The sequence below is a fragment of the Paenibacillus sp. MSJ-34 genome (genome assembly GCF_018918005.1).
GTDB lineage: Bacteria > Bacillota > Bacilli > Paenibacillales > Paenibacillaceae > MSJ-34.
This window is the reverse complement of sequence record NZ_JAHLPR010000038.1, coordinates 23,430-45,136: the sequence shown is the minus strand read 5'-3', so window position 1 is coordinate 45,136 and position 21,707 is coordinate 23,430. Positions and strand designations below refer to the sequence as shown.

Annotated in this window: 24 protein-coding genes and 1 riboswitch; of the genes, 22 read left to right on the top strand and 2 right to left on the bottom strand. The window is 51.2% G+C overall.

Going from position 1 to position 21,707, the window contains the following annotated elements; translation table 11 throughout:
- The first annotated feature begins 41 nt into the window (after positions 1-41).
- The 3 genes from tmk to KQI79_RS19240 all read left to right on the top strand — a co-directional run bounded on the left by tmk (position 42) and on the right by KQI79_RS19240 (position 1,713).
- The gene (gene tmk, locus KQI79_RS19250) at positions 42-740 is read left to right on the top strand and encodes a dTMP kinase (protein WP_216539922.1); all 699 of its coding nucleotides are present in this window, start codon (positions 42-44) and stop codon (positions 738-740) included.
- A gap of 116 nt (positions 741-856) precedes the next feature.
- Positions 857-1,186 (top strand): cyclic-di-AMP receptor, encoded by a 330-nt coding sequence (locus KQI79_RS19245; protein ID WP_216539921.1) that lies wholly within the window; start codon positions 857-859, stop codon positions 1,184-1,186.
- Positions 1,187-1,269: 83 nt separating this feature from the next.
- A complete protein-coding gene (locus KQI79_RS19240) occupies positions 1,270-1,713 on the top strand; it encodes a YaaR family protein (protein ID WP_216539920.1) in 444 nt (147 codons plus the stop codon).
- Positions 1,714-1,812: 99 nt separating this feature from the next.
- On the opposite strand, the gene KQI79_RS19235 is transcribed toward KQI79_RS19240, so the two are convergent.
- A complete protein-coding gene (locus KQI79_RS19235) occupies positions 1,813-2,712 on the bottom strand; it encodes an AraC family transcriptional regulator (protein ID WP_216539919.1) in 900 nt (299 codons plus the stop codon).
- A 252-nt stretch (positions 2,713-2,964) separates the two neighbouring features.
- Here KQI79_RS19235 and KQI79_RS19230 point away from each other — a divergent pair, with 252 nt between their 5' ends.
- From KQI79_RS19230 to rsmI, 6 genes are all read left to right on the top strand, one after another.
- A complete protein-coding gene (locus tag KQI79_RS19230; protein WP_216539918.1) occupies positions 2,965-5,118 on the top strand; it encodes a glycoside hydrolase family 3 C-terminal domain-containing protein in 2,154 nt (717 codons plus the stop codon).
- Positions 5,119-5,423: 305 nt separating this feature from the next.
- The gene (gene holB, locus KQI79_RS19225) at positions 5,424-6,398 is read left to right on the top strand and encodes a DNA polymerase III subunit delta' (RefSeq protein WP_216539917.1); all 975 of its coding nucleotides are present in this window, start codon (positions 5,424-5,426) and stop codon (positions 6,396-6,398) included.
- 3 nt (positions 6,399-6,401) lie between these two features.
- Positions 6,402-7,202, top strand: a complete 801-nt coding sequence (locus KQI79_RS19220) for a PSP1 domain-containing protein (protein ID WP_216539916.1) — start codon at positions 6,402-6,404, stop codon at positions 7,200-7,202.
- 31 nt (positions 7,203-7,233) lie between these two features.
- Positions 7,234-7,599 carry a DNA replication initiation control protein YabA gene (gene yabA / locus KQI79_RS19215; RefSeq protein WP_216539915.1) on the top strand — a complete coding sequence of 122 codons (366 nt, stop codon included), beginning with the start codon at positions 7,234-7,236 and terminating at the stop codon, positions 7,597-7,599.
- Positions 7,600-7,659: 60 nt separating this feature from the next.
- On the top strand, positions 7,660-8,409 hold the full coding sequence (locus KQI79_RS19210) for a tRNA1(Val) (adenine(37)-N6)-methyltransferase (RefSeq protein ID WP_216539914.1): 750 nt from the start codon (positions 7,660-7,662) through the stop codon (positions 8,407-8,409).
- Between the two features lie 7 nt (positions 8,410-8,416).
- The gene (gene rsmI, locus KQI79_RS19205; RefSeq protein ID WP_216539913.1) at positions 8,417-9,310 is read left to right on the top strand and encodes a 16S rRNA (cytidine(1402)-2'-O)-methyltransferase; all 894 of its coding nucleotides are present in this window, start codon (positions 8,417-8,419) and stop codon (positions 9,308-9,310) included.
- Between the two features lie 160 nt (positions 9,311-9,470).
- On the opposite strand, the gene KQI79_RS19200 is transcribed toward rsmI, so the two are convergent.
- Positions 9,471-9,725 (bottom strand): AbrB/MazE/SpoVT family DNA-binding domain-containing protein, encoded by a 255-nt coding sequence (locus tag KQI79_RS19200; RefSeq protein ID WP_006207408.1) that lies wholly within the window; start codon positions 9,723-9,725, stop codon positions 9,471-9,473.
- A gap of 317 nt (positions 9,726-10,042) precedes the next feature.
- Here KQI79_RS19200 and KQI79_RS19195 point away from each other — a divergent pair, with 317 nt between their 5' ends.
- The 13 genes from KQI79_RS19195 to glmU all read left to right on the top strand — a co-directional run bounded on the left by KQI79_RS19195 (position 10,043) and on the right by glmU (position 21,694).
- Positions 10,043-11,302 carry an HD domain-containing protein gene (locus KQI79_RS19195; RefSeq protein ID WP_216539912.1) on the top strand — a complete coding sequence of 420 codons (1,260 nt, stop codon included), beginning with the start codon at positions 10,043-10,045 and terminating at the stop codon, positions 11,300-11,302.
- Between the two features lie 66 nt (positions 11,303-11,368).
- Positions 11,369-12,136, top strand: a complete 768-nt coding sequence (locus KQI79_RS19190) for a TatD family hydrolase (RefSeq protein WP_216539911.1) — start codon at positions 11,369-11,371, stop codon at positions 12,134-12,136.
- Positions 12,137-12,318: 182 nt separating this feature from the next.
- Positions 12,319-12,516, top strand: a riboswitch (cyclic di-AMP (ydaO/yuaA leader).
- Positions 12,517-12,809: 293 nt separating this feature from the next.
- Positions 12,810-13,934 (top strand): resuscitation-promoting factor, encoded by a 1,125-nt coding sequence (locus KQI79_RS19185; RefSeq protein ID WP_216539910.1) that lies wholly within the window; start codon positions 12,810-12,812, stop codon positions 13,932-13,934.
- Positions 13,935-14,035: 101 nt separating this feature from the next.
- Positions 14,036-14,581, top strand: coding sequence for a ribonuclease M5 (rnmV, locus tag KQI79_RS19180; RefSeq protein WP_216539909.1), 546 nt, complete (start codon positions 14,036-14,038; stop codon positions 14,579-14,581).
- A gap of 65 nt (positions 14,582-14,646) precedes the next feature.
- The gene (rsmA, locus tag KQI79_RS19175) at positions 14,647-15,519 is read left to right on the top strand and encodes a 16S rRNA (adenine(1518)-N(6)/adenine(1519)-N(6))-dimethyltransferase RsmA (RefSeq protein ID WP_216539956.1); all 873 of its coding nucleotides are present in this window, start codon (positions 14,647-14,649) and stop codon (positions 15,517-15,519) included.
- A 74-nt stretch (positions 15,520-15,593) separates the two neighbouring features.
- Positions 15,594-16,487, top strand: a complete 894-nt coding sequence (gene yabG / locus KQI79_RS19170; RefSeq protein WP_216539908.1) for a sporulation peptidase YabG — start codon at positions 15,594-15,596, stop codon at positions 16,485-16,487.
- A 208-nt stretch (positions 16,488-16,695) separates the two neighbouring features.
- Positions 16,696-16,971 (top strand): biofilm formation stimulator Veg, encoded by a 276-nt coding sequence (gene veg / locus KQI79_RS19165; protein WP_216539907.1) that lies wholly within the window; start codon positions 16,696-16,698, stop codon positions 16,969-16,971.
- 192 nt (positions 16,972-17,163) lie between these two features.
- Positions 17,164-17,340: a small, acid-soluble spore protein, alpha/beta type gene (locus KQI79_RS19160; RefSeq protein WP_216539906.1), complete on the top strand. Its 177-nt coding sequence runs from the start codon at positions 17,164-17,166 to the stop codon at positions 17,338-17,340.
- A 192-nt stretch (positions 17,341-17,532) separates the two neighbouring features.
- Positions 17,533-18,387 carry a 4-(cytidine 5'-diphospho)-2-C-methyl-D-erythritol kinase gene (ispE, locus tag KQI79_RS19155; protein ID WP_216539905.1) on the top strand — a complete coding sequence of 285 codons (855 nt, stop codon included), beginning with the start codon at positions 17,533-17,535 and terminating at the stop codon, positions 18,385-18,387.
- Positions 18,388-18,433: 46 nt separating this feature from the next.
- The gene (purR, locus tag KQI79_RS19150) at positions 18,434-19,267 is read left to right on the top strand and encodes a pur operon repressor (RefSeq protein ID WP_216539904.1); all 834 of its coding nucleotides are present in this window, start codon (positions 18,434-18,436) and stop codon (positions 19,265-19,267) included.
- 3 nt (positions 19,268-19,270) lie between these two features.
- Positions 19,271-19,648, top strand: coding sequence for a RidA family protein (locus KQI79_RS19145; RefSeq protein WP_216539903.1), 378 nt, complete (start codon positions 19,271-19,273; stop codon positions 19,646-19,648).
- Positions 19,649-19,789: 141 nt separating this feature from the next.
- Positions 19,790-20,074, top strand: a complete 285-nt coding sequence (spoVG, locus tag KQI79_RS19140) for a septation regulator SpoVG (RefSeq protein WP_018759486.1) — start codon at positions 19,790-19,792, stop codon at positions 20,072-20,074.
- Between the two features lie 219 nt (positions 20,075-20,293).
- A complete protein-coding gene (glmU, locus tag KQI79_RS19135; protein ID WP_301287942.1) occupies positions 20,294-21,694 on the top strand; it encodes a bifunctional UDP-N-acetylglucosamine diphosphorylase/glucosamine-1-phosphate N-acetyltransferase GlmU in 1,401 nt (466 codons plus the stop codon).
- Positions 21,695-21,707 lie beyond the last annotated feature (13 nt).

Here is a 21,707-nt window from a genome sequence, read left to right as displayed (position 1 = left end):
CGCGGCGGCGTACAACCTTTTGGAAAGTAGGTCAGTATCCTATGACGGTCGATTTACATACAAATAAATATAGGCATTCGCAACAAGAACATCAGGGCATGTTTATTTCGCTCGAAGGAGGTGAAGGATCGGGAAAGACGACCATGATCGAGCGTTTGCGCCAGGAATTCGAGGGACGCGGTCTTTCGGTCGTCATCACCCGCGAGCCGGGAGGGATCGATATCGCCGAGCAAATTCGCGCCGTCATTCTCGATCCGGCTAACGTTGCGATGGATGCGCGGACGGAAGCGTTATTGTACGCGGCTGCCCGCAGACAGCATCTGATCGAGAAGGTGGTTCCCGCTTTGGAGCGGGGAGAGATCGTCATCTGCGACCGTTTTATCGACAGCAGCCTGGCTTATCAAGGCTATGCGCGCGGACTCGGAATGGATGAGATATGGTCCGTGAATCAATTTGCGACCGGCGGCTTGTTGCCGGATATCACCCTGTACCTCGATGTGGACCCGCAAATCGGCTTGTCCCGCATCCAGGCGAACAAGCAGCGCGAAGTGAACCGCCTCGATCTCGAACGGCTCGATTTCCACCATAAAGTTAGAGAAGGCTATAGGCAGGTGGCTGCCAAATTCCCCCAGCGCATACACATCATTGATGCGGGACGGGACCCGGATCGGGTTTTTGAACAAATTATGGACATCTTTGCCGCGAAACAAAAGGATTTTAAGGGTTTTATGTCAAAATAGTATAGTAGTTCATGTGGACGTTGCCGAAGCGGCTTGAGGCCCAGTTAACGCGGAATCGCGTTGATGCCCGGCGCCCGGCAGTTTTCGGGCAACGATCTTATAAGGAGGGTTAGCTCATGAAACTTGTCATCGCAATTGTGCAGGACAAAGACAGCAACCGCTTATCGAACGCATTGGTAAAAAGCAACTTCCGCGCCACGAAATTAGCCAGTACCGGCGGGTTTTTGCGCGCAGGCAATACGACGTTTATGATCGGCGTCGACGACGACCAGATCGACGATGTGTTTGAAGTGATTCGCACGAACTGTAAAGTGCGCGATCAACTCGTTACGCCGGTGACGCCGATGAGCGGTACGACGGAATCGTATTTGCCGCTTCCGGTAGAAGTGCAAGTGGGCGGAGCGACGGTATTCGTCCTGCCGGTAGACCGATTCGAACATTATTAAGAACCTTCCCGGTGCTGAAAAGCCGGCTTTTTGAACTCACATGATTAAGAAGTTTTAGAAGAAAACGAGGTAATGATCCGCCTATGAAAATCAATCCGGGATGGAGACCGTTAGGGCAAGGAATCGTGAAGACGGACGCCTCCGCGAAGCCGGTTCAGCATAAAAGCTTTGCCGACATGATGCAGCAGCAGGATCAAGACGCTTCGCAGGAGCAGCTTCATCAGAAGCTGAAGGAAATTCAAATGCAAGGGGAGCGTTTGGCCAAATCGATGACGGTGCGCGAGCTGCGCGTATACCGACAGTTGGTCAAGCGCTTCCTGGAGGATACCGTCCGGCGCGGCGTCGGCATCAAGGATACGCGCGGATGGGACCGCAGAGGGCGGGGCAAGCGTTACAAGCTGCTGGAGGAAATCGACTCCGCCTTGTTATCGATGGCCGACGAATTGCTGGAAAGCGAGCAAGGGAAAATCGAGCTGCTGCAACGGATGGGTGAGATTCGCGGCATGCTCATTAATCTTTGTTTTTAACCGAAACGAAAGGCAAGCATTGAAGAAAAGCCTGCGGCCCAAACCGTGAGGGCTTTTTTTACGGACAAAAAACGAGCCTCGTGCCGAATTGCGAATGGCCTATTGCTCAAGCTCATGAGTCGAAGCGTTGCGATGCGGCCGGCTGTTATACAATGGTTTGTATTGTGTGGGCGTGCATTTTTTGTACGCCTTGAAAACGCGATTGAAGGTGGCGAGACTGCCGAAACCCGATCGCATTGCGACTTCCGTCACCGATATGTTCGGATCGATCAGCAGCCTCTCCGCATGCATAATTCGATGCTGATTCAGGTAATCGTAATATGACATGCCGATAAATTCCTTGAACAAGCGGGTGAAGTGAAACTTGCTGAACCCGGCAAGCTCGGCCAACTCCTCGACTTGAATATCCTCTGTGCAATGTTCGTTCATGTAGTTGCATACCTTCAAAAATTTATCGATATTTTTATGATATTTCGGCCCTTTGGTTTTGTGGGAACGAGCCTCTCCGTTTATGACATTCCTTCCGATCAGGACAAAAAATTGAATAAGCAAAGCATAGGCGGCCGGTTCCTTTAACAAAGAGTTTCCGAAGTATTCGTCCTTCAAATCCAGAAGCAGCTGTTGCAGCGACCGGCTTAGCTCTTGATGTCGCTTCCCCGCAATCAGGCAACTGGGCCGCAGCAGATGAAAGGCGGAATCGAACCCCTTAAGATGGTACAGGAGCGAGAAGTCGAATTGCAGAATGATCCGTTTCCCGTCTTCCGGAGCCACGATCTCATGCAGTTCTCCCGGAGGAAGAATGAGAATATCGCCGGGTTCGAGTACGTAGGTCGTATCGTTCACAATAACGGTATAACGATTTTCCAACGGCATAATGATTTCCGCGGCCGTGTGCCAATGCACGGGATAGTTCTCCGCTTCTCGGTTCAGATACAACCGGATGCCGAAATGCTCGCGGTAGGAGACGGTTTCCCTGGCGCCATTCAATATTTCAATCACTCTCCATCCATCCTTTCTACATTTTTAACACTGCCCTAAATCGCAATATTTGAGGAGCATAAAGCAATAATTACGAAGATTGCGGATGGTTTTTTCATTATAATAATATCATAGAAAGCGCATTCACAATATCATGAAGCGGAAATTTATGCATAAAAACCTAAAAAAATAAGGACGTGCTTTCTTTTCTAAGAAGTGCATATCAAATATTGCGAAAATTTATAAAAAAAGCGAGGGCCGGTGAATAAGACGATGGCAGCATTAGCGGAAAATAAAACGAAAATCGAAGAGTATAAAACGCGCGCAAAACAATTGGTAGAACAAATGACGCTGGAGGAAAAAGTGCGTCAAATGGTGCATGCGGCTCCGGCCATTGAACGCTTGGGCGTGAAAGCCTACAACTGGTGGAACGAAGCGCTGCATGGGGTGGCCAGGGCAGGCGTGGCTACGGTCTTCCCGCAGGCGATCGGCCTCGGGGCGACGTTCAACGAGGATTTGCTGGAAGAGATTGCGGACGCAATCGCTACGGAAGGCAGAGCCAAATTTAACATGCAGCAGGAGTTCGGCGATACGGATATTTACAAGGGACTGACGTTCTGGGCGCCGAACGTGAACATTTTCCGAGATCCCCGGTGGGGCAGAGGACATGAGACTTACGGAGAAGATCCTTACCTGACCTCAAGGCTTGGCGTGCGATTTATCCAAGGTTTGCAGGGCCATGACGAGAACTATTTGAAGAGCGCGGCATGCGCGAAGCATTATGCGGTTCATTCGGGGCCGGAGGATCTGCGGCATAGCTTCAATGCCGTCGTCTCCGTCCAGGATTTGTACGAGACGTATTTGCCGGCGTTTCAAGCGTGCGTCCAGGAAGCGAAGGTGGAAGCGGTCATGGGGGCGTACAACAGAACAAACGGCGAACCATGCTGCGGCAGCGAACTGCTGCTGAAGAAGATACTGCGGGGAGATTGGGGATTCGACGGGCATGTCGTGTCGGACTGCTGGGCGATTCGGGATTTCCACGAGCATCATAAAGTTACCGCCACCGCCGTCGAGTCTGTTGCTCTGGCCGTCAATCAGGGATGCGATCTGAATTGCGGAAGCCTGTTCCTGTTCCTGCTCGATGCGGTGAAGGAAGGCCTTGTTACGGAACAGGCGATTGACCAGGCCGTCGCCAGACTGTTCACGACGCGAATGAAGCTAGGCCTGTTCGACGATCCCGAGAAGGTTCCGTTCCATTCGATCGGCTACCGCGAGGTCGATTCGTCCAAGATGCAGGCCCTTAACCGCAGAGCGGCCAAGGAAAGCCTCGTGCTGTTGAAGAATGACGGTCTGCTGCCGCTAGACAAAACGAAGATAAGAACGATCGGGGTGATCGGCCCGAACGCGGACAACCGGCGGGCGCTGGTGGGCAACTATGAAGGCACGGCTTCCCGTTATATTACCGTGAAAGAGGGCATCCAGGATTACGTCGGCGATGACGTCCGCGTCTTCTATACCGAAGGCTGCCACTTGTTTCAGGATAGAGTCAGCGCCTTGGGCGCGCGCAACGACAGGATCGCCGAAGTGAAGGGCGTTTGCAAGGAGAGCGATGTCGTCGTCGTTTGCCTCGGTTTGGACGCCGGCCTTGAAGGAGAGGAGGGCGATACCGGGAATCAGTACGGCAGCGGCGACAAGCGCGACCTGACATTTCCGGGCATTCAGGAGGAGGTGCTCAAGACGGCGTACGAAAGCGGAAAACCGGTGATTCTGGTCGTTCTGTCGGGAAGCGCGCTTGGGCTCGGTTGGGCGCATGAACATGTTTCCGCCATCATCCAGGGCTGGTATCCGGGCGCGCAAGGCGGACGGGTCGTCGCCGAAGCGATCTTCGGCGAGTTCTCGCCGGAAGGCAAGCTGCCGATTACGTTCTATCATTCGATCGAAGAATTGCCGGATTTCACCGATTACGCGATGTACAATCGGACTTACCGTTATATGAAGCAAGAAGCGCTTTATCCTTTCGGTTACGGTTTGTCGTATTCGGTCTTCTCCGTCGAGCGTGTGAAGATCGATCATGACCGGGTCACCGATGCGGGCGTTCAAGTATGTGCAACGATTCGGAATGTCGGCAGCATGGCAGCCGGAGAAGTGCTGCAGGTATATGTGAAGGCGGAGCGCGAAGGCGCTCCCAATCCGCAGCTCAAAGCGTTTCGCAAAGTGCATTTGCAGCCGCAAGAAGAACGGGAAGTAACGCTGCGGCTGCCGGTTGAGGCTTTCGGCCTGTTCAACGAAGCGGGACGGAGAATGCTCTATCAAGGAAATTATACCGTTTACGTAGGCACGTCCCAGCCGGATCGCAGAAGCATGGCACTCACAGGCAAATCCCCGGCGGCACTCGCCCTGGTATGCGAGCGGGAACGAGAAGTATAAAGGCTTGGAACGGTTATCGAGAGCTCGGCTCATCGCAGCGATTGCGGTGAGCCGGGCTCTTTCGCTCTTCATGTCGCCTAAACAGCGAATAAGCAGTTTTGACGCGAAATAACGGCCCTGCGGTCCGGATACCAATTTCCCGATGCAACGCTAGTGCTCTTCATGCGATAACCGAAAATTCGTTTGATTTTTCCTACGGGTGTGGTAAACTTCACCTTAAAGTGCGTGATCAAAAGTTGCTTTTTGAACAACCTCTTAAATGGTGATCTCTTTTGAGGTTGTTACTATAAGATGAGAGGGTAACCATGTCATTTCAAGAGATTATCGGACAACAACGAGCCAAGCAAATGCTCCAGAACGGCCTGCGCAGCGGCAAAGTATCGCATGCTTACCTGTTCGCCGGACCGAACGGAACCGGGCGCAAGGAGACCGCGCTCGCACTGGCCCAAGCGTTATTATGCACCGAAATGACGGACGACAGCTGCGGGCGCTGCCTGGAATGCCGGAAGGTGGAGCATGGCAACCATCCCGACGTTCATATCGTCGCGCCCGACGGGGCGTCGATCAAGATCGAACAGATTCGCGCGTTGCAGCGCGAATTCGCCTATCGGAGCGGAGGCGGACCAAAAATCTATATCATGGAGCAAGCCGATAAGATGACCGTACAAGCGGCCAACAGTTTGCTTAAATTTTTGGAAGAACCGCAATCGAATGTAGTGGCCGTTCTCATCACCGAGAACGGGCATGCGATGCTGCCGACCATTCAGTCGCGCGCGCAATGGGTGCCGTTTACCCCGATGAATCCGGGCGAAATGCTGCAAGTGCTCGCAGGCGAAGGGTTCCCGCAGACGCTTGCCCGCCCCGCCGTTCATATGGCCTCCGGCATTGCCGCATGTAGAGAAATTATCCAACAGAATTGGTTTGCAGAAATCCGAAACGTAGTGTTACAATTAGGGAAGGAATGTCACGTCCAGGGAAATTCCGTTATGGTTACGGCCCAGCAGAAATTGTTCAAGACGCCGCTGGCGGAACACCTCGACATGATGATGAGCTTATTCCTGCTGTGGTTTAAAGATATGATTCACTATCAAGTGGACCGGACGGAGAGTATCGTTTTCATAGATCAGTTAGATTCGATCGGAAAAATCGCATTCACCCGCACGACGGATGCATGGGTGCGTTGTATGGAGCAGGCGGCGGACGTGAAGAAACGGTTGCGCGCCAATGCCAATCCGCAGCTTGCTTTCGAACAATTTCTAGTTGAAATGCAAGGGGGTTAGTATTTGTATAATGTGGTGGGTGTCCGCTTTAAGAAAGCGGGGAAAATCTATTACTTCGATCCACTCGACCTGCCGATTGAAAAAGACCGGAACGTTATCGTAGAAACGGCGCGCGGGATCGAATACGGTAAAGTGGTCATCGGCCCGAAGACGGTAGCCGAATCGGATGTCGTCCTGCCATTGAAGAAAGTGATTCGGATGGCGGACGATCAAGACGCTCGTGTGGTGGAGGAGAATAAGTTCGCGGCGCGGAATGCGTTTGCGACATGTGTCGATAAAATTAGGGACCATCAATTGAAGATGAAACTGGTCGATGTGGAATATACGTTCGATCGGAACAAAATTATTTTTTATTTTACGGCGGAAGGACGAGTCGACTTTCGCGAATTGGTCAAGGATTTGGCCAGTATCTTCCGCACTCGCATCGAGCTGAGACAGATCGGCGTGCGGGATGAAGCCAAGATGCTGGGGGGCATCGGTCCATGCGGGCGCATCCTATGCTGCTCTTCATGGCTCGGCGATTTCGAACCGGTGTCGATCAAGATGGCCAAAGATCAGAATTTATCGCTTAACCCGACGAAAATATCCGGTCTATGCGGCCGGTTGATGTGCTGCTTGAAATACGAGCATGACAATTACGAAAGCGCCAAGGAAGAATTGCCTTCCGTAGGCAAAATGGTTGTGACATCATACGGCGACGGCAAAGTCGTCGGCATCAATCTTCAGAACCATACGGTTCACGTGCAATTATTCGAAACAGGCAAAGCGAAAGAACTTCCTTTTGATGATGTTGTTGTAAAATAAGCGTTTATTTTTTACGCTCTGGGGTGGGAACTTGGAGAAAAAAGATATTTTCACGCAAATCAATGATATTGAATCGCAAATGGGCGTTCTCCATCAAGATCTAGGGGCCTTAAAACTGATCGTCAAACAGCTGTTGGAGGAAAACCAGCGTTTAAGCATAGAAAATCAACAATTACGGAAAATATTAAAACGCGAATCGATGCCGGAATCGGAACGATTAGCCGAGAGCGCCGAACAAACGGAGGCCAAACTATCCAAGACGAATGCCGTCGTCGGCGAAGGCTATGACAATTTGGCGCGCCTTTACCATGAAGGGTTTCATATTTGCAACGTATATTATGGCCATCTGCGTACGGAAGGCGACTGCTTGTTCTGTCTGTCATTTTTGAATAAATAACTTGCCGTAGGCTTAACGCCTACGGTTTTTTCAATCTATTCCAGGTAAAGGACGAAGGCAATGAATACGGATCTATTGCGGGAAACAGAGCGCTTGGACGATTTGTTAACCCATGATTTGAAAATTATCCAGAGCGACGAAGTGTTCAGCTTCTCGCTCGACGCGGTGCTGCTCGCGCGCTTCTCCTCCGTGCCGAAGCATGGCAAAGTGCTGGATTTATGCACAGGCAACGGCGTGATCCCGCTGTTGTTATCCACAAGGACGAAAGCGGCGATCGACGGCGTCGAAATTCAGGAACGAGTGCACGATATGGCGCGGCGCAGCGTCAAGCTGAACGGGTTGGAAGAGCAGATTCGTATCATACGCGGCGATTTGCGCGAATATCACCAAATGGCCGGATATGAGAGCTATGATGCCATTACGGTCAATCCGCCGTACATGCCGCTTCGGACGGGAGATTTGAAAGTGAATGAGTATCAAGCGTTGGCGCGTCATGAAATCGCATGTACGCTTGAAGATGTAATTCTCGCCTGCAAACGGTTAATTCGCACCGGCGGTAAAGTGGCGATGGTTCATCGCCCGTCCAGGCTCGGCGAAATCGTTAGTCTCATGCGCCGGCACCGGCTTGAGCCGAAGCGGATCCGGTTCGTGCATCCCCGTATCGATATGGAGGCGAATATGGTGCTGATTGAAGCGCTCCGCGACGGCAAGCCCGATATTCGGTTATTGCCTCCGCTCATTGTATATAATGAAAGAAACGAATATTGCGAAGAACTGATGCAAGTCTATTACGGAGCCAGAGAGGGATAGATGAACGATGACGGTTGATATTCAACGAAGTTTTCAGTCTCAGTCGGGAGACCGGCAGACCGGGACGCTATATCTGGTCGCGACGCCGATCGGCAATTTGGAGGATATGACTTATCGCGCCGTACGCACGCTGCGGGAAGCCGACATTATCGCCGCCGAGGATACGCGCCAAACGCGGAAGCTGCTCGCTCACTTCCAAATTTCCGCCAAATTGTTCAGCTATCATGAGCATAACAAGCATGCGAGCGGTCCTGAAATCATTCGCTATATAATAGAAGGAAAAAATATTGCGCTCGTCAGCGACGCCGGTCTGCCGGCGATTTCCGACCCCGGCGCCGACCTGGTGCAACTGGCCCTCGCCGAACGCATTCCCGTCGTCCCGGTACCCGGCGCGAACGCGGCGCTGTCGGCGCTAATCGCCTCGGGGCTTGCCACCGACCGGTTTACGTTTATCGGGTTTTTGCCGCGCGACAACAAGGGCATCGAGAATGCGCTGCGTTCGCTGCGCTCGGCCGAGGGAACGCTCATTTTCTACGAATCCCCTCATCGTACGGCCAAAACGTTGAAGCATATGCTGGACATTTTGGGCAACCGCCGAATCGTGCTCGCGCGCGAATTAACGAAGAAATTCGAGGAATGGGCGCGGGGAACGATCGAGCAATGTCTGGCGTGGTTGGAGGAGCATCCTCCGCAAGGCGAGTACTGCCTTGTCGTGGAGGCGGGGACGTCGGAGGAAGAGGAGCGGGATGCCATATGGTGGCAAGCGCTCTCGATCGAAGAGCATGTCGGGCATTACGAGGCGCGAAACGGAGGCAACCGGAAAGAAGCGATGAAACAGGCGGCGTCCGACCGGAATGTCTCGAAGCGGGATGTGTATAACGCTTTGCTCCGTCAGGAGTAAGGTAGTAAAGAGTCGGGCGGGATGGGATCCACGGATGGTTTATCCACAGGTTAGGAAAAAAAATACCCCTCGCGGCCGGGTTCAAAGCCGAGAAAGGTACCAAGGAGATATAAAAAGGTTAGAATTAACATGTGTATAAATCTATTATATACTATTTTACTTAGTTTGTCACAGGTGTTGGTATTTCAGAAATACATTCGTGACAAACAATTTTTCCTTTAAAGTATGTAACGTTTTCCGCGTTGCCGCAAAAGATGCAAGCAGGCTCGTATTTCTTGAGCATTATGCGCTCGCCGTCTACGTATATTTCCAAGGCGTCCTTCTCGCCAATGCCAAGCGTGCGGCGAAGTTCGATCGGAATAACGACCCGACCTAATTCGTCGACTTTTCTTACGATTCCTGTGGATTTCATCATAGTAAATCCTTTCTCCTCTCAAAAATGTGATGCTTCGACATATTTCGACATCTTTCTAGCTTTTTTTATGATAATAATAGTACCAAGCTTTCCCAAATAAGTCAACCTGTAAAATTAGCGGCAAGCGTACTAATTTATGGTTTCTATATGATAATTCATAGAATTTTAAAATTTCCAAGCAGGAAAAACCGCTTGTAAATTGGAAAACTAGCGATGATATAATTCGACAAAGATCTTTGTTTTTTAGTTTGTAGATTCGACATGAACGTTTCGACATAGACATGAAAACGAAAAATAAGAAATGAGAGGTGGTTATTATGCATCAGGCGCTTGCAGAGGAAAAAGTATTCAAGGACCCGGTTCATCAATATATTCACGTGCAAGACCAGACGATTTGGGATTTGATCAATACGCGCGAATTTCAACGTTTGCGCCGCATTCGCCAGCTTGGAACGTCTTATTTGACATTTCATGGAGCCGAGCATAGCAGGTTCTCCCATTCGCTCGGGGTGTACGAAATTACGCGCCGCATCATCTCCCAATTCGAACGCAGGGACGACGCCGATTGGCCGCAAGAGGAGAGGATGCTTGCGCTATGCGCCGCCTTGCTGCATGACCTCGGTCATGGGCCCTTTTCCCATTCGATCGAAGAAGCGTTCCGCATGCATCACGAAGATTGGACATGCCGCATTATAATGGAAGATTCTGAAATCAACGCCGTGCTCAGCCGCATTGCGCCCGACTTTCCCGAGCGGGTCGCCGCCGTCATTCGCAAGACGTACGAGAAGCCGATCGTCGTGAATCTCGTATCCAGCCCGCTCGATGCCGACCGGATGGATTATTTGCTGCGCGACGCCCATTTTACGGGCGTAAACTACGGAACGTTCGACATGGATCGCATTTTGCGTCTGCTTCGCCCGCATCAGGGACGAATCGTGGTGAAAGAAAGCGGCATGCATGCGGTGGAGGATTATTTTATGTCGAGATACCAAATGTATTGGCAGGTCTATTTTCACCCGGTGACGAGAAGCTCCGAGATCATTCTTAGACAAATTTTTCGCAGAGCGAAGGAACTGTTCGACAGCGGACACCGGTTTCGGTTCATGATCGAACCGCTGCCGGCTTTGTTTAAAGGCGAAATATCGATGAAACAATATGTACAATTGGATGAGGCGTTGGTTCAAACCGTATTTATGCAATGGATCCAAGACGAAGACGAAATTTTGTCGGATTTATGCCGCCGCTTCATAGAGCGCAAATTGTACAAATATAGCGTGATTCCGGCGTTAGACCGGATGCTGGAGGAGGAGCTTCGCGACCAGTTCCGGCAGGCGGGTTTGCATCCCGATTACGATTTGGAGGTCGATTATCCGACGGACGAGGCGATGACGGCCCGTATATGGCTGCTTGACCGGCACGGCCACGTCAAGGATATTGCCGAAGTGTCCGATATTATTCGTTCGATCGGAGGCATACATAAAGGAAAATACCGCCTGTATTATCCGGACCATAAACTGAAAGCGGCGATGCATCGTTTTCGTCCCGACATCGCCAAGCTGTTTGAGTTGAACGAATGATATGATATATAGGAAGAGAAACGACAACGAGTATCGAATTCGACAAATGTACAGGAGGACAAAGAGATGCTATTCGACACACATACTCATTTGGATGCGGCGCAATTTGACGAAGATCGCGAAGAAGTGATCGCGCGCGCTTTGGAGCAAGGCGTTAGCCGGATGATTAATATCGGATTTAACCGGGAAACGATTCCGACGACGATGGAGCTTGCGGAGAAATACGATTTTATTTATGCGGCCGTAGGCTGGCATCCGCAAGACGCCGTTACGATGCGGCCGGAAGATTTGGACTGGATCGCGGAGCTGTGCCGCCACGACAAAGTGGTGGCGATCGGCGAAATCGGCCTGGATTATTACTGGGATACGTCTCCGCAAGACGTTCAGCAGAGCGTGTTTCGACAACAGATCGGCCTCGCTCGCAATTTACAGATGCCGATCGTGATCCATAATCGAGACGCCCATGCGGATGTGGTTCGCATTTTGCGGGAAGAACATGCCGAAGAAGTCGGCGGCGTCATGCATTGTTTTTCCGGAAGCTGGGAAATTGCTAAACAATGTCTCGATCTCGGTTTCTATATTTCGTTTGGCGGACCAATTACTTACAAAAATGCCAAGCAGCCAAAAGAGGTGCTTTCGCAAGTTCCGCTCGACCGATTATTGATCGAAACAGACTCCCCTTATCTTACACCTCATCCATTTCGTGGAATACGAAATGAGACCGGTTATGTACGTCTGGTGGCGGAGGCGGCAGCTGCGTTAAAGGGGTTGGAATTAGAAGAATTATCCAAAATTACGTTCCAAAATGCGTTAAATTGTTTTCGATTTGACTGAAAAACGGTGAAAAAGGCATGAAAAAGCGATTTATAAAGCAAAATTAAAGGATTTGTTAAAGAAAAGGGCCGTTTATTACAATTTTTTAATCTATTTTTCAGAAATACGTGGTAAAAGTCGGCTTTACAATCATCGCGGTTACAGAGTATGATTCAAATCAGAGTTTGATATCATATTTCTTCAAACCAGTCTCGCTGAGTCTCCGAACGGAGAACGGGGGAACCGAATGACGCGAACGATTGCGATCGCATCATTGATTTCTTCCAAGGGTCTAGGGGTGAATTTTGCGCCATTTCGCCATGAGCGGAATAGGCTCGAATAGGGCGACTCTCACGTCCGAATCCGACAGCTAACCTCGTAAGCGTGCAGAGAGAGGTAACCTCGTGCGTCCAATGCCTAATTTACATGTCGATACCGGAAGCCACGAAAGAGGTCCCTCTTACGTTGGCTTTCTTTTTCGTTTTCGAATAAAGACGTCCAAGACGTCATAGGCATAGAAAACGGGAGGTGAGGACTTACCTGGCACACTGGTGAGGACACAGGAAACGCAGCACCTAGAGTTCATGGCAAGCGATGTTTTCAATGCGGATCCTGTGAAAAATCTGTTATAGTCGCGTCTCAATGAATCATGCGAAACACTTAGGCGGCGGGACTATGAAGGAGGACCGAAGAAGTGGGCAATTTCCAACTAGAGGAGACCCATGGAAGACGATCATCCAGCATGTCTTTCGCGTGGCGATGGATGCATGAAAACTTGCAATTGGTCATACTACTCGCTATCGTTTCTCTTGCTTTATCTTTCATGTTGATGGTGCTCTTGAACGTAACGGCTAAGAAAGAAATCGCTTTAGTCGTGAATGGACAACACCGACAGGTCGAAACAACACACAGAACTTTGCAGCACCTGCTGGATGAACAAGCTATCTTGGTCGGCGCGCACGATTACATCTCGGCGTCCCCTTTATCGGAGATAAAGGACGGCGACATGATTCGAATCGATCATGCGGTACCCGTGCATGTGACCGCCGATGGGCAGACGAAGACGGTGTATACGACCGCATCTACCGTTCAGGACGTAATCAAGGCAAATCAAATTACTATATCCGAGCATGACAAAGTTTTCCCTTCTCCGGACACCGCGATCAACGGCGACATGGATATTAAAATCGTGCGGGTGGAGAAAAAACTGGAAGAACGGCAGTTGACCGTTCCGTTCCAAATTGTCACAAAAGAAGACCCTACCTTGGCGGCCGGTAAAGAAAAGCTGGTGCAGAAAGGCCAGGAAGGCGTCGTGATTCAAAAAATTGAAAATATATTTCAAGATGGAAAGCTGGTTTCTTCCGTCATGGTCGACAAAACGGTTCAGAACGAAACGAAGGACAAAATCGTAGCGGTCGGCACGAAGAAAGAAACGCCGCAAGTAACCGTGTTGTCGGCGAAATCGCCTGATATGGCGACAACAACCAAAAACGATGTTACGTTCTCCTACAAGAAGGTTTTGAAAAACGTTAGCTTAACGGCCTATTCCGCGGAAGAAGACGGCATCGGCACCAAGACGGCGTCGGGGACTCGCGTAACCGAAGGGCGTACGATCGCGGTCGATACGAAAGTCATTCCGATGGGATGGTGGGTATACATCGAAGGCATCGGCTTCCGCCGGGCGGAAGACAAGGGAGGCGCCATCAAAGGCAATAAGATCGACGTGTATATCGATAGCTTGAAAGAAGCGAAGCGTTTCGGCCGCAAGAAAGGCCATACCGTATACGTCATCGGGCCCAATAAGCCGGAAGCGAGCTAATCGCGCGGAGCACTGGCATTTATTCGATAAATATGTTGTAATGCTAAGAAGAGGGATTCACCTCTTCTTTTTTAATGCACGAAAGGATGTTACCCTGGTTTATGATAAAAGAAATCATTGTCGTCGAAGGCAAAGACGATACGGCCGCGATTAAGCGGGCGGTGGACGCAGATACGATCGAGACGGGCGGATCGGCGATTGATGAAGCCGTTTTGCGGCGGATCGCGCTCGCGCAAGAGCGCCGGGGCGTGATCGTATTTACCGATCCGGATCACGCCGGAGAACGGATCCGCAAAATCATATCCGCCCGCATACCGGGCTGCAAGCACGCCTTCTTGAAGCTGTCCGATGCGACCCGGGAAGGGGATATCGGCGTCGAGAACGCTTCGCCTGAGGCGATTCGCGCGGCGCTGGACAGCGTGCGCAGCGAGGTTGAGGCGGCTGGAAGTCAGATCGATTGGGAAGACTTAATGGAAGCGGGCCTCATCATCCATCCGCAGTCCGCAAAGCGCAGGAAAGCGATGGGGGAACTGCTGGGCATCGGTTATTGCAACGGCAAGCAATTTTACAAGCGCTGCGCCGCGTTTCAAATTAGCCGCGAGGAGTTTGCGGCGGCGCTGCGGCAAATCGAGAATGAAGGGCTGTAACGAGGATGAATCGACCGAATGCGGCGGGACGCGCCGATCACGATAGTAGAAACAGAGAAACGAATATGGACATCGCCACGCCGAATCGAACGAAAGACATTATTCAGCGGCATGGCTTCTCGTTCAAGAAAAGCTTAGGGCAAAATTTTCTGGTCGACCGCAACATTTTGGATAAAATTGTGCAGGCTGCTTGCCTGGATCAAACGAAGGGCGCATTGGAGATCGGTCCCGGCATCGGCGCCTTGACGGAGAAACTGGCGCAAACGGCGGGCAAGGTGACGGCCGTGGAGATCGATTCCCGCCTGATCCCCATCTTGCGGGAAGTGCTGGCGCCGTATCCGAATACGGAAGTGGTGCACGGCGATGTGCTGAAGGTCGATTTGCGCGCATTGTTCGCGGAACGCTTCGCCGGTATCGGTAAAGTGAGCGTCGTCGCCAACCTGCCTTACTACGTGACGACGCCGATTATTATGAAGCTGCTGGAAGAGCGCCTGCCGCTCGAGCATATCGTCGTCATGATTCAGAAGGAAGTCGCCGAGCGGATGGCGGCGGAGCCGGGCGGTAAGGAATACGGCAGCCTTAGCGTCGCCGTACAGTATTATTGCGAGCCTGAGCTTGTTTGTACGGTGCCTCATACCGTATTTATTCCGCAGCCTAATGTGGAATCGGCGGTCATTCGCCTGAAGGTGCGGGAAGAGCCGCCGGTCCAAACGAAGAGCGAACCGCTCTTCTTCGAGGTCGTGCAGGCATCGTTCGCACAGCGCAGGAAAACGATCGCCAACAACTTGAAAGCGCGTTTTTTCGATAAAGAGAATCGGGAGGAACTTATGCCGATCCTGCAGCGTGCGGGCATCGATCCGGCGCGCCGCGGCGAAACGCTAAGTCTCGAGGAATTCGCCCGCCTAAGCGACGAATTGTACGTTTATGGCGCGAGATGACCGGGTTCTCATCGCAAAAATAGACACCAATCCCTCTTCATGCCCATACGATAGACGAAGAGGTGATTTTGCATATGAAGCTAGGAGACCTGGTCGTACGGAAGTCTTACGGCGGAGATGTCATGTTCCGCATTGCAGCGATGCGCGCGGATCAAGCGATTATTAAAGGAACGGATTTTCGTTTGCTAGCCGATTCTCCGCTCCAAGATCTCGTCAAGGTGACCAATACGATATCGATCCACAGCAAAGAGAAACAGGCTCGCATTAAATCGATGGAATCGACGCGTTTAATGGAACAGTACCGCAAAGGGCAAACGGAAAGAAGCCAAGCCGAATTGAACCGAAAGTTGATGAACCATCAGCCTTTTTTCGAGGTGCCGGGAAAAGTGCTTCATCTGGACGGAGACGTCAATTATTTAAAAAAAAGCATGGAACTGTACGGACAGCTCCGAGTACCGGCAGAAGGGCATTACGTAAACGAAGCGAACATGGGGGATATGCTGTACCATTTGCTGCCGCGCGTTCGACCGGACATCGTCGTCATCACCGGCCACGACGGCGTGCTCAAGCATCTCAAAAATCGCGATTTATATAGCTTGAACAGTTACAAAAACTCGGAAAATTTTGTGAAAGCCGTCAGAATCGCGCGCCAATACGAGCGGAATTTTGATGCGTTGAATATTATCGCCGGCGCTTGCCAATCCCATTTTGAAGCGCTGCTGCAAGCGGGAGCCAATTTTGCGAGTTCTCCGGGACGCATCTTGATCCACGCGCTGGATCCGGTTTATATCGCGGTGAAGTCTTCGTTTACCCCGATCAAGGATACGATCGACGTGGTGGATGTCATCCAGCATACGATTAGCGGAACGGACGGCTTGGGCGGGATCGAAACAAGGGGGAGCTACCGTATCGGAATCCCGAGAATCAAGGATTTATCGACCCTGAATGTTACTCCTTCGGCGACATAAACGTCCGGTTTCAAATGGGACTAACGCTTCCTTCTTTTGATTTGTGAACATTTTGTGAACTTTATTAAGATGGTAAAACCGAAAAATTTAAAAAATCACTTAAAATGCCGTTGACAACACGAATTGATGGCTGATATAATAATTTGTTTCATTTGACATTACCTCTTGAATTGGGTATAATGGACAAGGAAAGAGGTGGTAGTTGACAATGGCTAAAAATGCGCTGTTGGAAATTAAACGTAGCTTGGAAGCCCACGTCGGGCGTAAAATTATGTTACGGGCAAACGGTGGTCGCCGAAAGACCATTGAAAGGACCGGAGTCCTGGAAGAAATCTACCCTTCTGTTTTTATCGTTAAGCTCGATCAAGAGCAGCATGCTTTTAAGCGAGTTTCTTATAGTTACGCGGATATACTGACGGAATCGGTCGAAGTTACCGTATGTGACGACGACGGGCAAGTCCGCATCACCTATATCCAACAATAAGCCCTGTAGAGGGCGCAATTATTTTATAATTAACAAACCCAGTGACGCGAGGCGGCACTGGGTTTCGTTTCTTCTCCAGCGAAAAAGTCGCAATCGCCCGGATTGCATGAACTGCAAATGCCCGAGCCATACTAACACTGTCAGTACGGAACGCAGGCAATAATGTTCCGATTGCGCAAAGGAGGAATTTCGATGGGCAGAAGACGCAGCGTCATGTCCGAGGAGTTGAAATACGAGCTTGCGAAGGATTTAGGTTTTTATGACACGGTACAGCGCGAAGGTTGGGGGAATATTCGGGCGAAAGACGCGGGGAATATGGTGAAACGGGCGATTCAATTGGCGGAACAAGCCGCAGCGAAAAAGTCGTAATTTGGCAACGGGCGAGGTTGTATCCGGGGTTGGCCCGGGAACTTCGCTTTTCTTCTTTGCAGTTATTATTGCAGGCGCCTTGCCGGAGCGATCGAAATGCGTTTCTAACGGGATTCTGATATAATATGGTAAGTTGTCCTAAGTTAGACACCTTAGAGCCATAGCGATGAGCTTTAGAAGTGGGTGAACGTAATGAAAGTATATGAAAAGGCGCCGGCGAAAATCAATTTAATGCTGGATGTGTTACATAAACGGGAAGACGGATTTCATGAAGTGGAGATGGTGATGACGATGGTCGATTTGGCCGATCGTCTGGAAATGGAGCCTTTGGGGCGGGATACGATCATCATTTCAAGCCAGGCGGGCTATATTCCTCTCGACGAGAAAAATTTAGCCTTCAAGGCGGCCAAGCTCATCAAGGAACGATATGAAGTGAAGCAAGGAGTTTATATTCACCTCGACAAGAAGATACCGGTCGCGGCGGGATTGGCCGGAGGCAGCAGCGATGCCGCGGCGGCGTTGCGGGGGTTGAACCGGCTGTGGAAGCTGGGCATACCGGAAGAGGAACTGCAGCGTTTAGGAGCGGAACTGGGCTCGGACGTTCCGTTCTGCGTTGCGGGAGGCACGGCGATCGCCAGGGGGCGGGGAGAACGATTGGAACGCATTGCGAATCCGCCGCAATGTTGGGTCATTCTCGCCAAGCCGCCGATCAACGTATCGACCGCCGATGTATACGGCCGACTGCGGGCCGACAAGATTAGGAAGCACCCTTCGCTGCGCCAAATGACCGAGGCGATCGCGTCGCAGCAGTTTCATCGCATTTGCGCCCAGTTGGGCAATGTGCTGGAAGACGTTACGTTGGCCGCTTATCCTCAGGTGCTGCAATTGAAGGAGACGATGCTTAGATTGGGGGCCGACGGGGCGCTCATGTCAGGGAGCGGGCCGACCGTATTCGGCCTCGTATCCAAGGAGTCGAAGGTCGCGCGGATATACAACGGATTGCGCGGATTTTGCAAAGAAGTTTACGCCGTTCGGATGTTGACGTAAGGTGTAATATATATATTATACGGATGCAACGGGGAGAGGAGTTCTCGTGAAAAAATTAAAAAGAAGCGCGCGTCTGGTGGACATGACGCAGTTTTTGCTGGCACGTCCGCACACCTTAGTTCCTTTAACGAAATTTGCGGAACGGTACAGCGCTGCCAAGTCGTCCATTAGCGAAGACTTGGTCATCATTAAAGAAGTGTTCGAAGAAGAGGGAATGGGCGAGCTGCTCACGTTGGCGGGCGCGGCAGGCGGCGTCAAGTTCATCCCGAAGATGCCCAAGGAGACCGCACTTGCCGTCATACGCGACGTGTGCGTAAGCTTGGAGCAGCCGGAGCGGATTCTGCCCGGCGGTTACTTGTATATGACGGATTTGATCGGCCAGCCTGCTTTCATGAACGAAATCGGCAAAATGTTCGCCACCGCTTTCGCCGATCGCCAGATCGATGTCGTCATGACCGTGGAAACGAAAGGCATCCCGCTGGCATACGCTACCGGGGCGCAATTGAATTTGCCGGTCGTGCTCGTCCGCCGCGACCAGAAGGCGACGGAAGGATCGGCCGTAAGCATCAATTACGTGTCCGGCTCCAACAAAAGCCTGCATACGATGATTTTGGCGCGCAGAGCGCTGAAAGAACAATCCCGCGTATTGATCGTGGACGATTTTATGAAAGCCGGGGGAACGGTGCAAGGAATGATCGATCTGTTGAAAGAATTCGATGCCACCGTAGCCGGCGTAGGCGTGTTCGTCGAATCGGGCGATATCGGCTCCGAGGAGCGGCTGCTTCACGACTACATATCGCTCGCCAAGCTGTCCAAAGTAGATTACAAAACAAAACAAATCTCGGTCGTTCCGGGGAATTATTTTGAAGAGAGGGAATGAGAAATGAACATTGAAACGGTAAATACGAATCAGGCGCCTGCGGCAATCGGACCTTATTCGCAAGCGGTCAAACTTGGCAATGTCGTTTTTACGTCCGGGCAAATTCCTCTAGGATTGGACGGAAATGTCGTGGAAGGCGGGATCGAGGAGCAGACGCATCAAGTGTTCCGCAATTTGCAGGCAGTTTTGACGGAAGCGGGATCGTCTTTCAGCCAAGTGTTGAAGGCGACGGTTTTCATTAAAAATATGGACCAATTCGCAGCCGTCAATCAAATTTACGCCTCTTATTTCGGCGATCATAAGCCGGCTCGATCCACGGTCGAAGTCGCTCGTCTGCCGAAGGATGTTCTTGTCGAAATCGAATTGATCGCGTCGATATAACACAGGTTTTGTCGAAAACCTAATCCCCGCTTGGCTTTGTTCAAAAAAAATTAAAACGTTTCCTTAAAAAAAGAAGGATTTTGCTCTCATGTGTGGAATTATACACCAAGTCTTTTGATGGAAAAAGGTGGTGAACACACAATGCAAATTACGGATGTAAGACTTCGCCGCGTCAATTCCGAGGGGCGAATGAAAGCAATCGCTTCCATTACCATTGACAACGAGTTCGTCGTGCATGACATTCGCGTCATCGACGGAAACAACGGCATGTTCGTTGCAATGCCGAGCAAGCGGACTCCGGACGGAGAATTCCGCGATATCGCTCATCCGATCTCTTCGACGACTCGCGAGAAGATTCAAGCCGCAGTATTGGCTGAATACGAGCGCGCCGCTACGGAAGAAGAAGTGATTGAAGAGGGAGCTTAATCAAGTTTTAATTAATTGGGGTTCGAAAGGTTTGAAGAAGGAGAGTCTGAACAGGCTCTCTTTTCTTTTTGCGAAGAATAAGATATCATCAATATGAGCGAACAAAGCCCATTTCCAATAAACCGATTTTTATGTAAATTGCACCATGGAGAATGATTTTATATTCTATTACAATAGATAAATAGGATTGGTTACAACATCATGGGGGAGGGGTAGTCCTTGAAGAGGATGGCAATCGTGCTTGCCGCAGGGCAAGGGAAACGTATGAAATCCAAGCTTTACAAAGTACTGCATCCGGTTTGCGGGAAGCCGCTCGTCGACCATGTGCTTACCGTGATGGAAAATGTACAATGCGAACGTACAGTCGTCGTCGTCGGCCACGGCGCCGATGCCGTCAAATCGTATTTGGGCGAACGCGCCGAATATGTGCTGCAGGAAGAGCAGCTCGGCACGGGCCATGCCGTCAAGCAGGCGAAACCGCTGCTCGAAGCGGAGCCGGGCATGACGCTGGTCGTGTGCGGAGACACGCCGCTCATTACGGAAGCTTCGCTTCAGAAGCTGATGGCGCTCCACGAGGAAGCGAAAGCGGCTGCAACGATCCTAACCGCCGAATTGGACGATCCGCAAGGATACGGACGGGTCATTCGCGGCGAAGACGGTTCGGTGCGCAAAATCGTCGAGCAGAAGGACTGTACGGCCGAGGAACATAAACAACGCGAAATCAATACGGGAACGTATTGTTTTGACAATTTGAAGCTGTTTGCCGCATTGGAGCAAGTTCGCAACGAAAATTCGCAGCAAGAGTATTATTTGACCGACGTGATATCGATTTTGCGCGAACAGGGCGAAACGGTACAGGCCTATTGCACGAAGGACCAGGCGGAAGCGGTCGGCGTGAACGACCGGCTGCAATTGGCGGCGGCGGAACAGTTGATGCGCGAACGCATCAATCGCCTCCATATGCTGAACGGCGTGACGATCATCGATCCGGCGTCGACGTATATTGGGCCGGATGTAACGATCGGAGCCGATACCGTCATTTACCCGGGAACGGTGCTGGGCGGACGGACGACGGTCGGGGAAGACTGCGTCATCGGACCGAATAGCGAGATCCATGAGTCGCAGCTCGGGGAAGGCGTAACGGTGAAGCATTCCGTCCTGACGGGCGCGGCCGTAGGCCGTCACAGCAGCGTAGGGCCCTTCGCCTATTTGCGACCTGGAGCGCGGTTAGGCGAAGACGTGAAAGTCGGCGACTTCGTCGAAATTAAAAACGCTTCGCTCGGCGACGGGTCGAAAGTATCGCATTTAAGCTATGTCGGCGATGCTAGAGTAGGCAAAAACGTCAATATTGGCTGCGGTGCGATAACGGTCAACTATGACGGGTATAATAAATCCGTTACGGAAATCGAAGACGATGCCTTCGTCGGAAGCAATGTCAATTTAATAGCGCCGGTCAAAGTCGGAAAAGGCGCCTATGTCGTTGCCGGTTCTACGATCACCCACAATGTGGATGACAACGACCTGGCGATCGCGCGGGAAAGACAAGTAAACAAGCCTGGGTATGCCGAGAAAATACGGGCTCGGGCACAAATAAAAAAACGTAATGCGGAGCACTCATAAGATGAATATTATA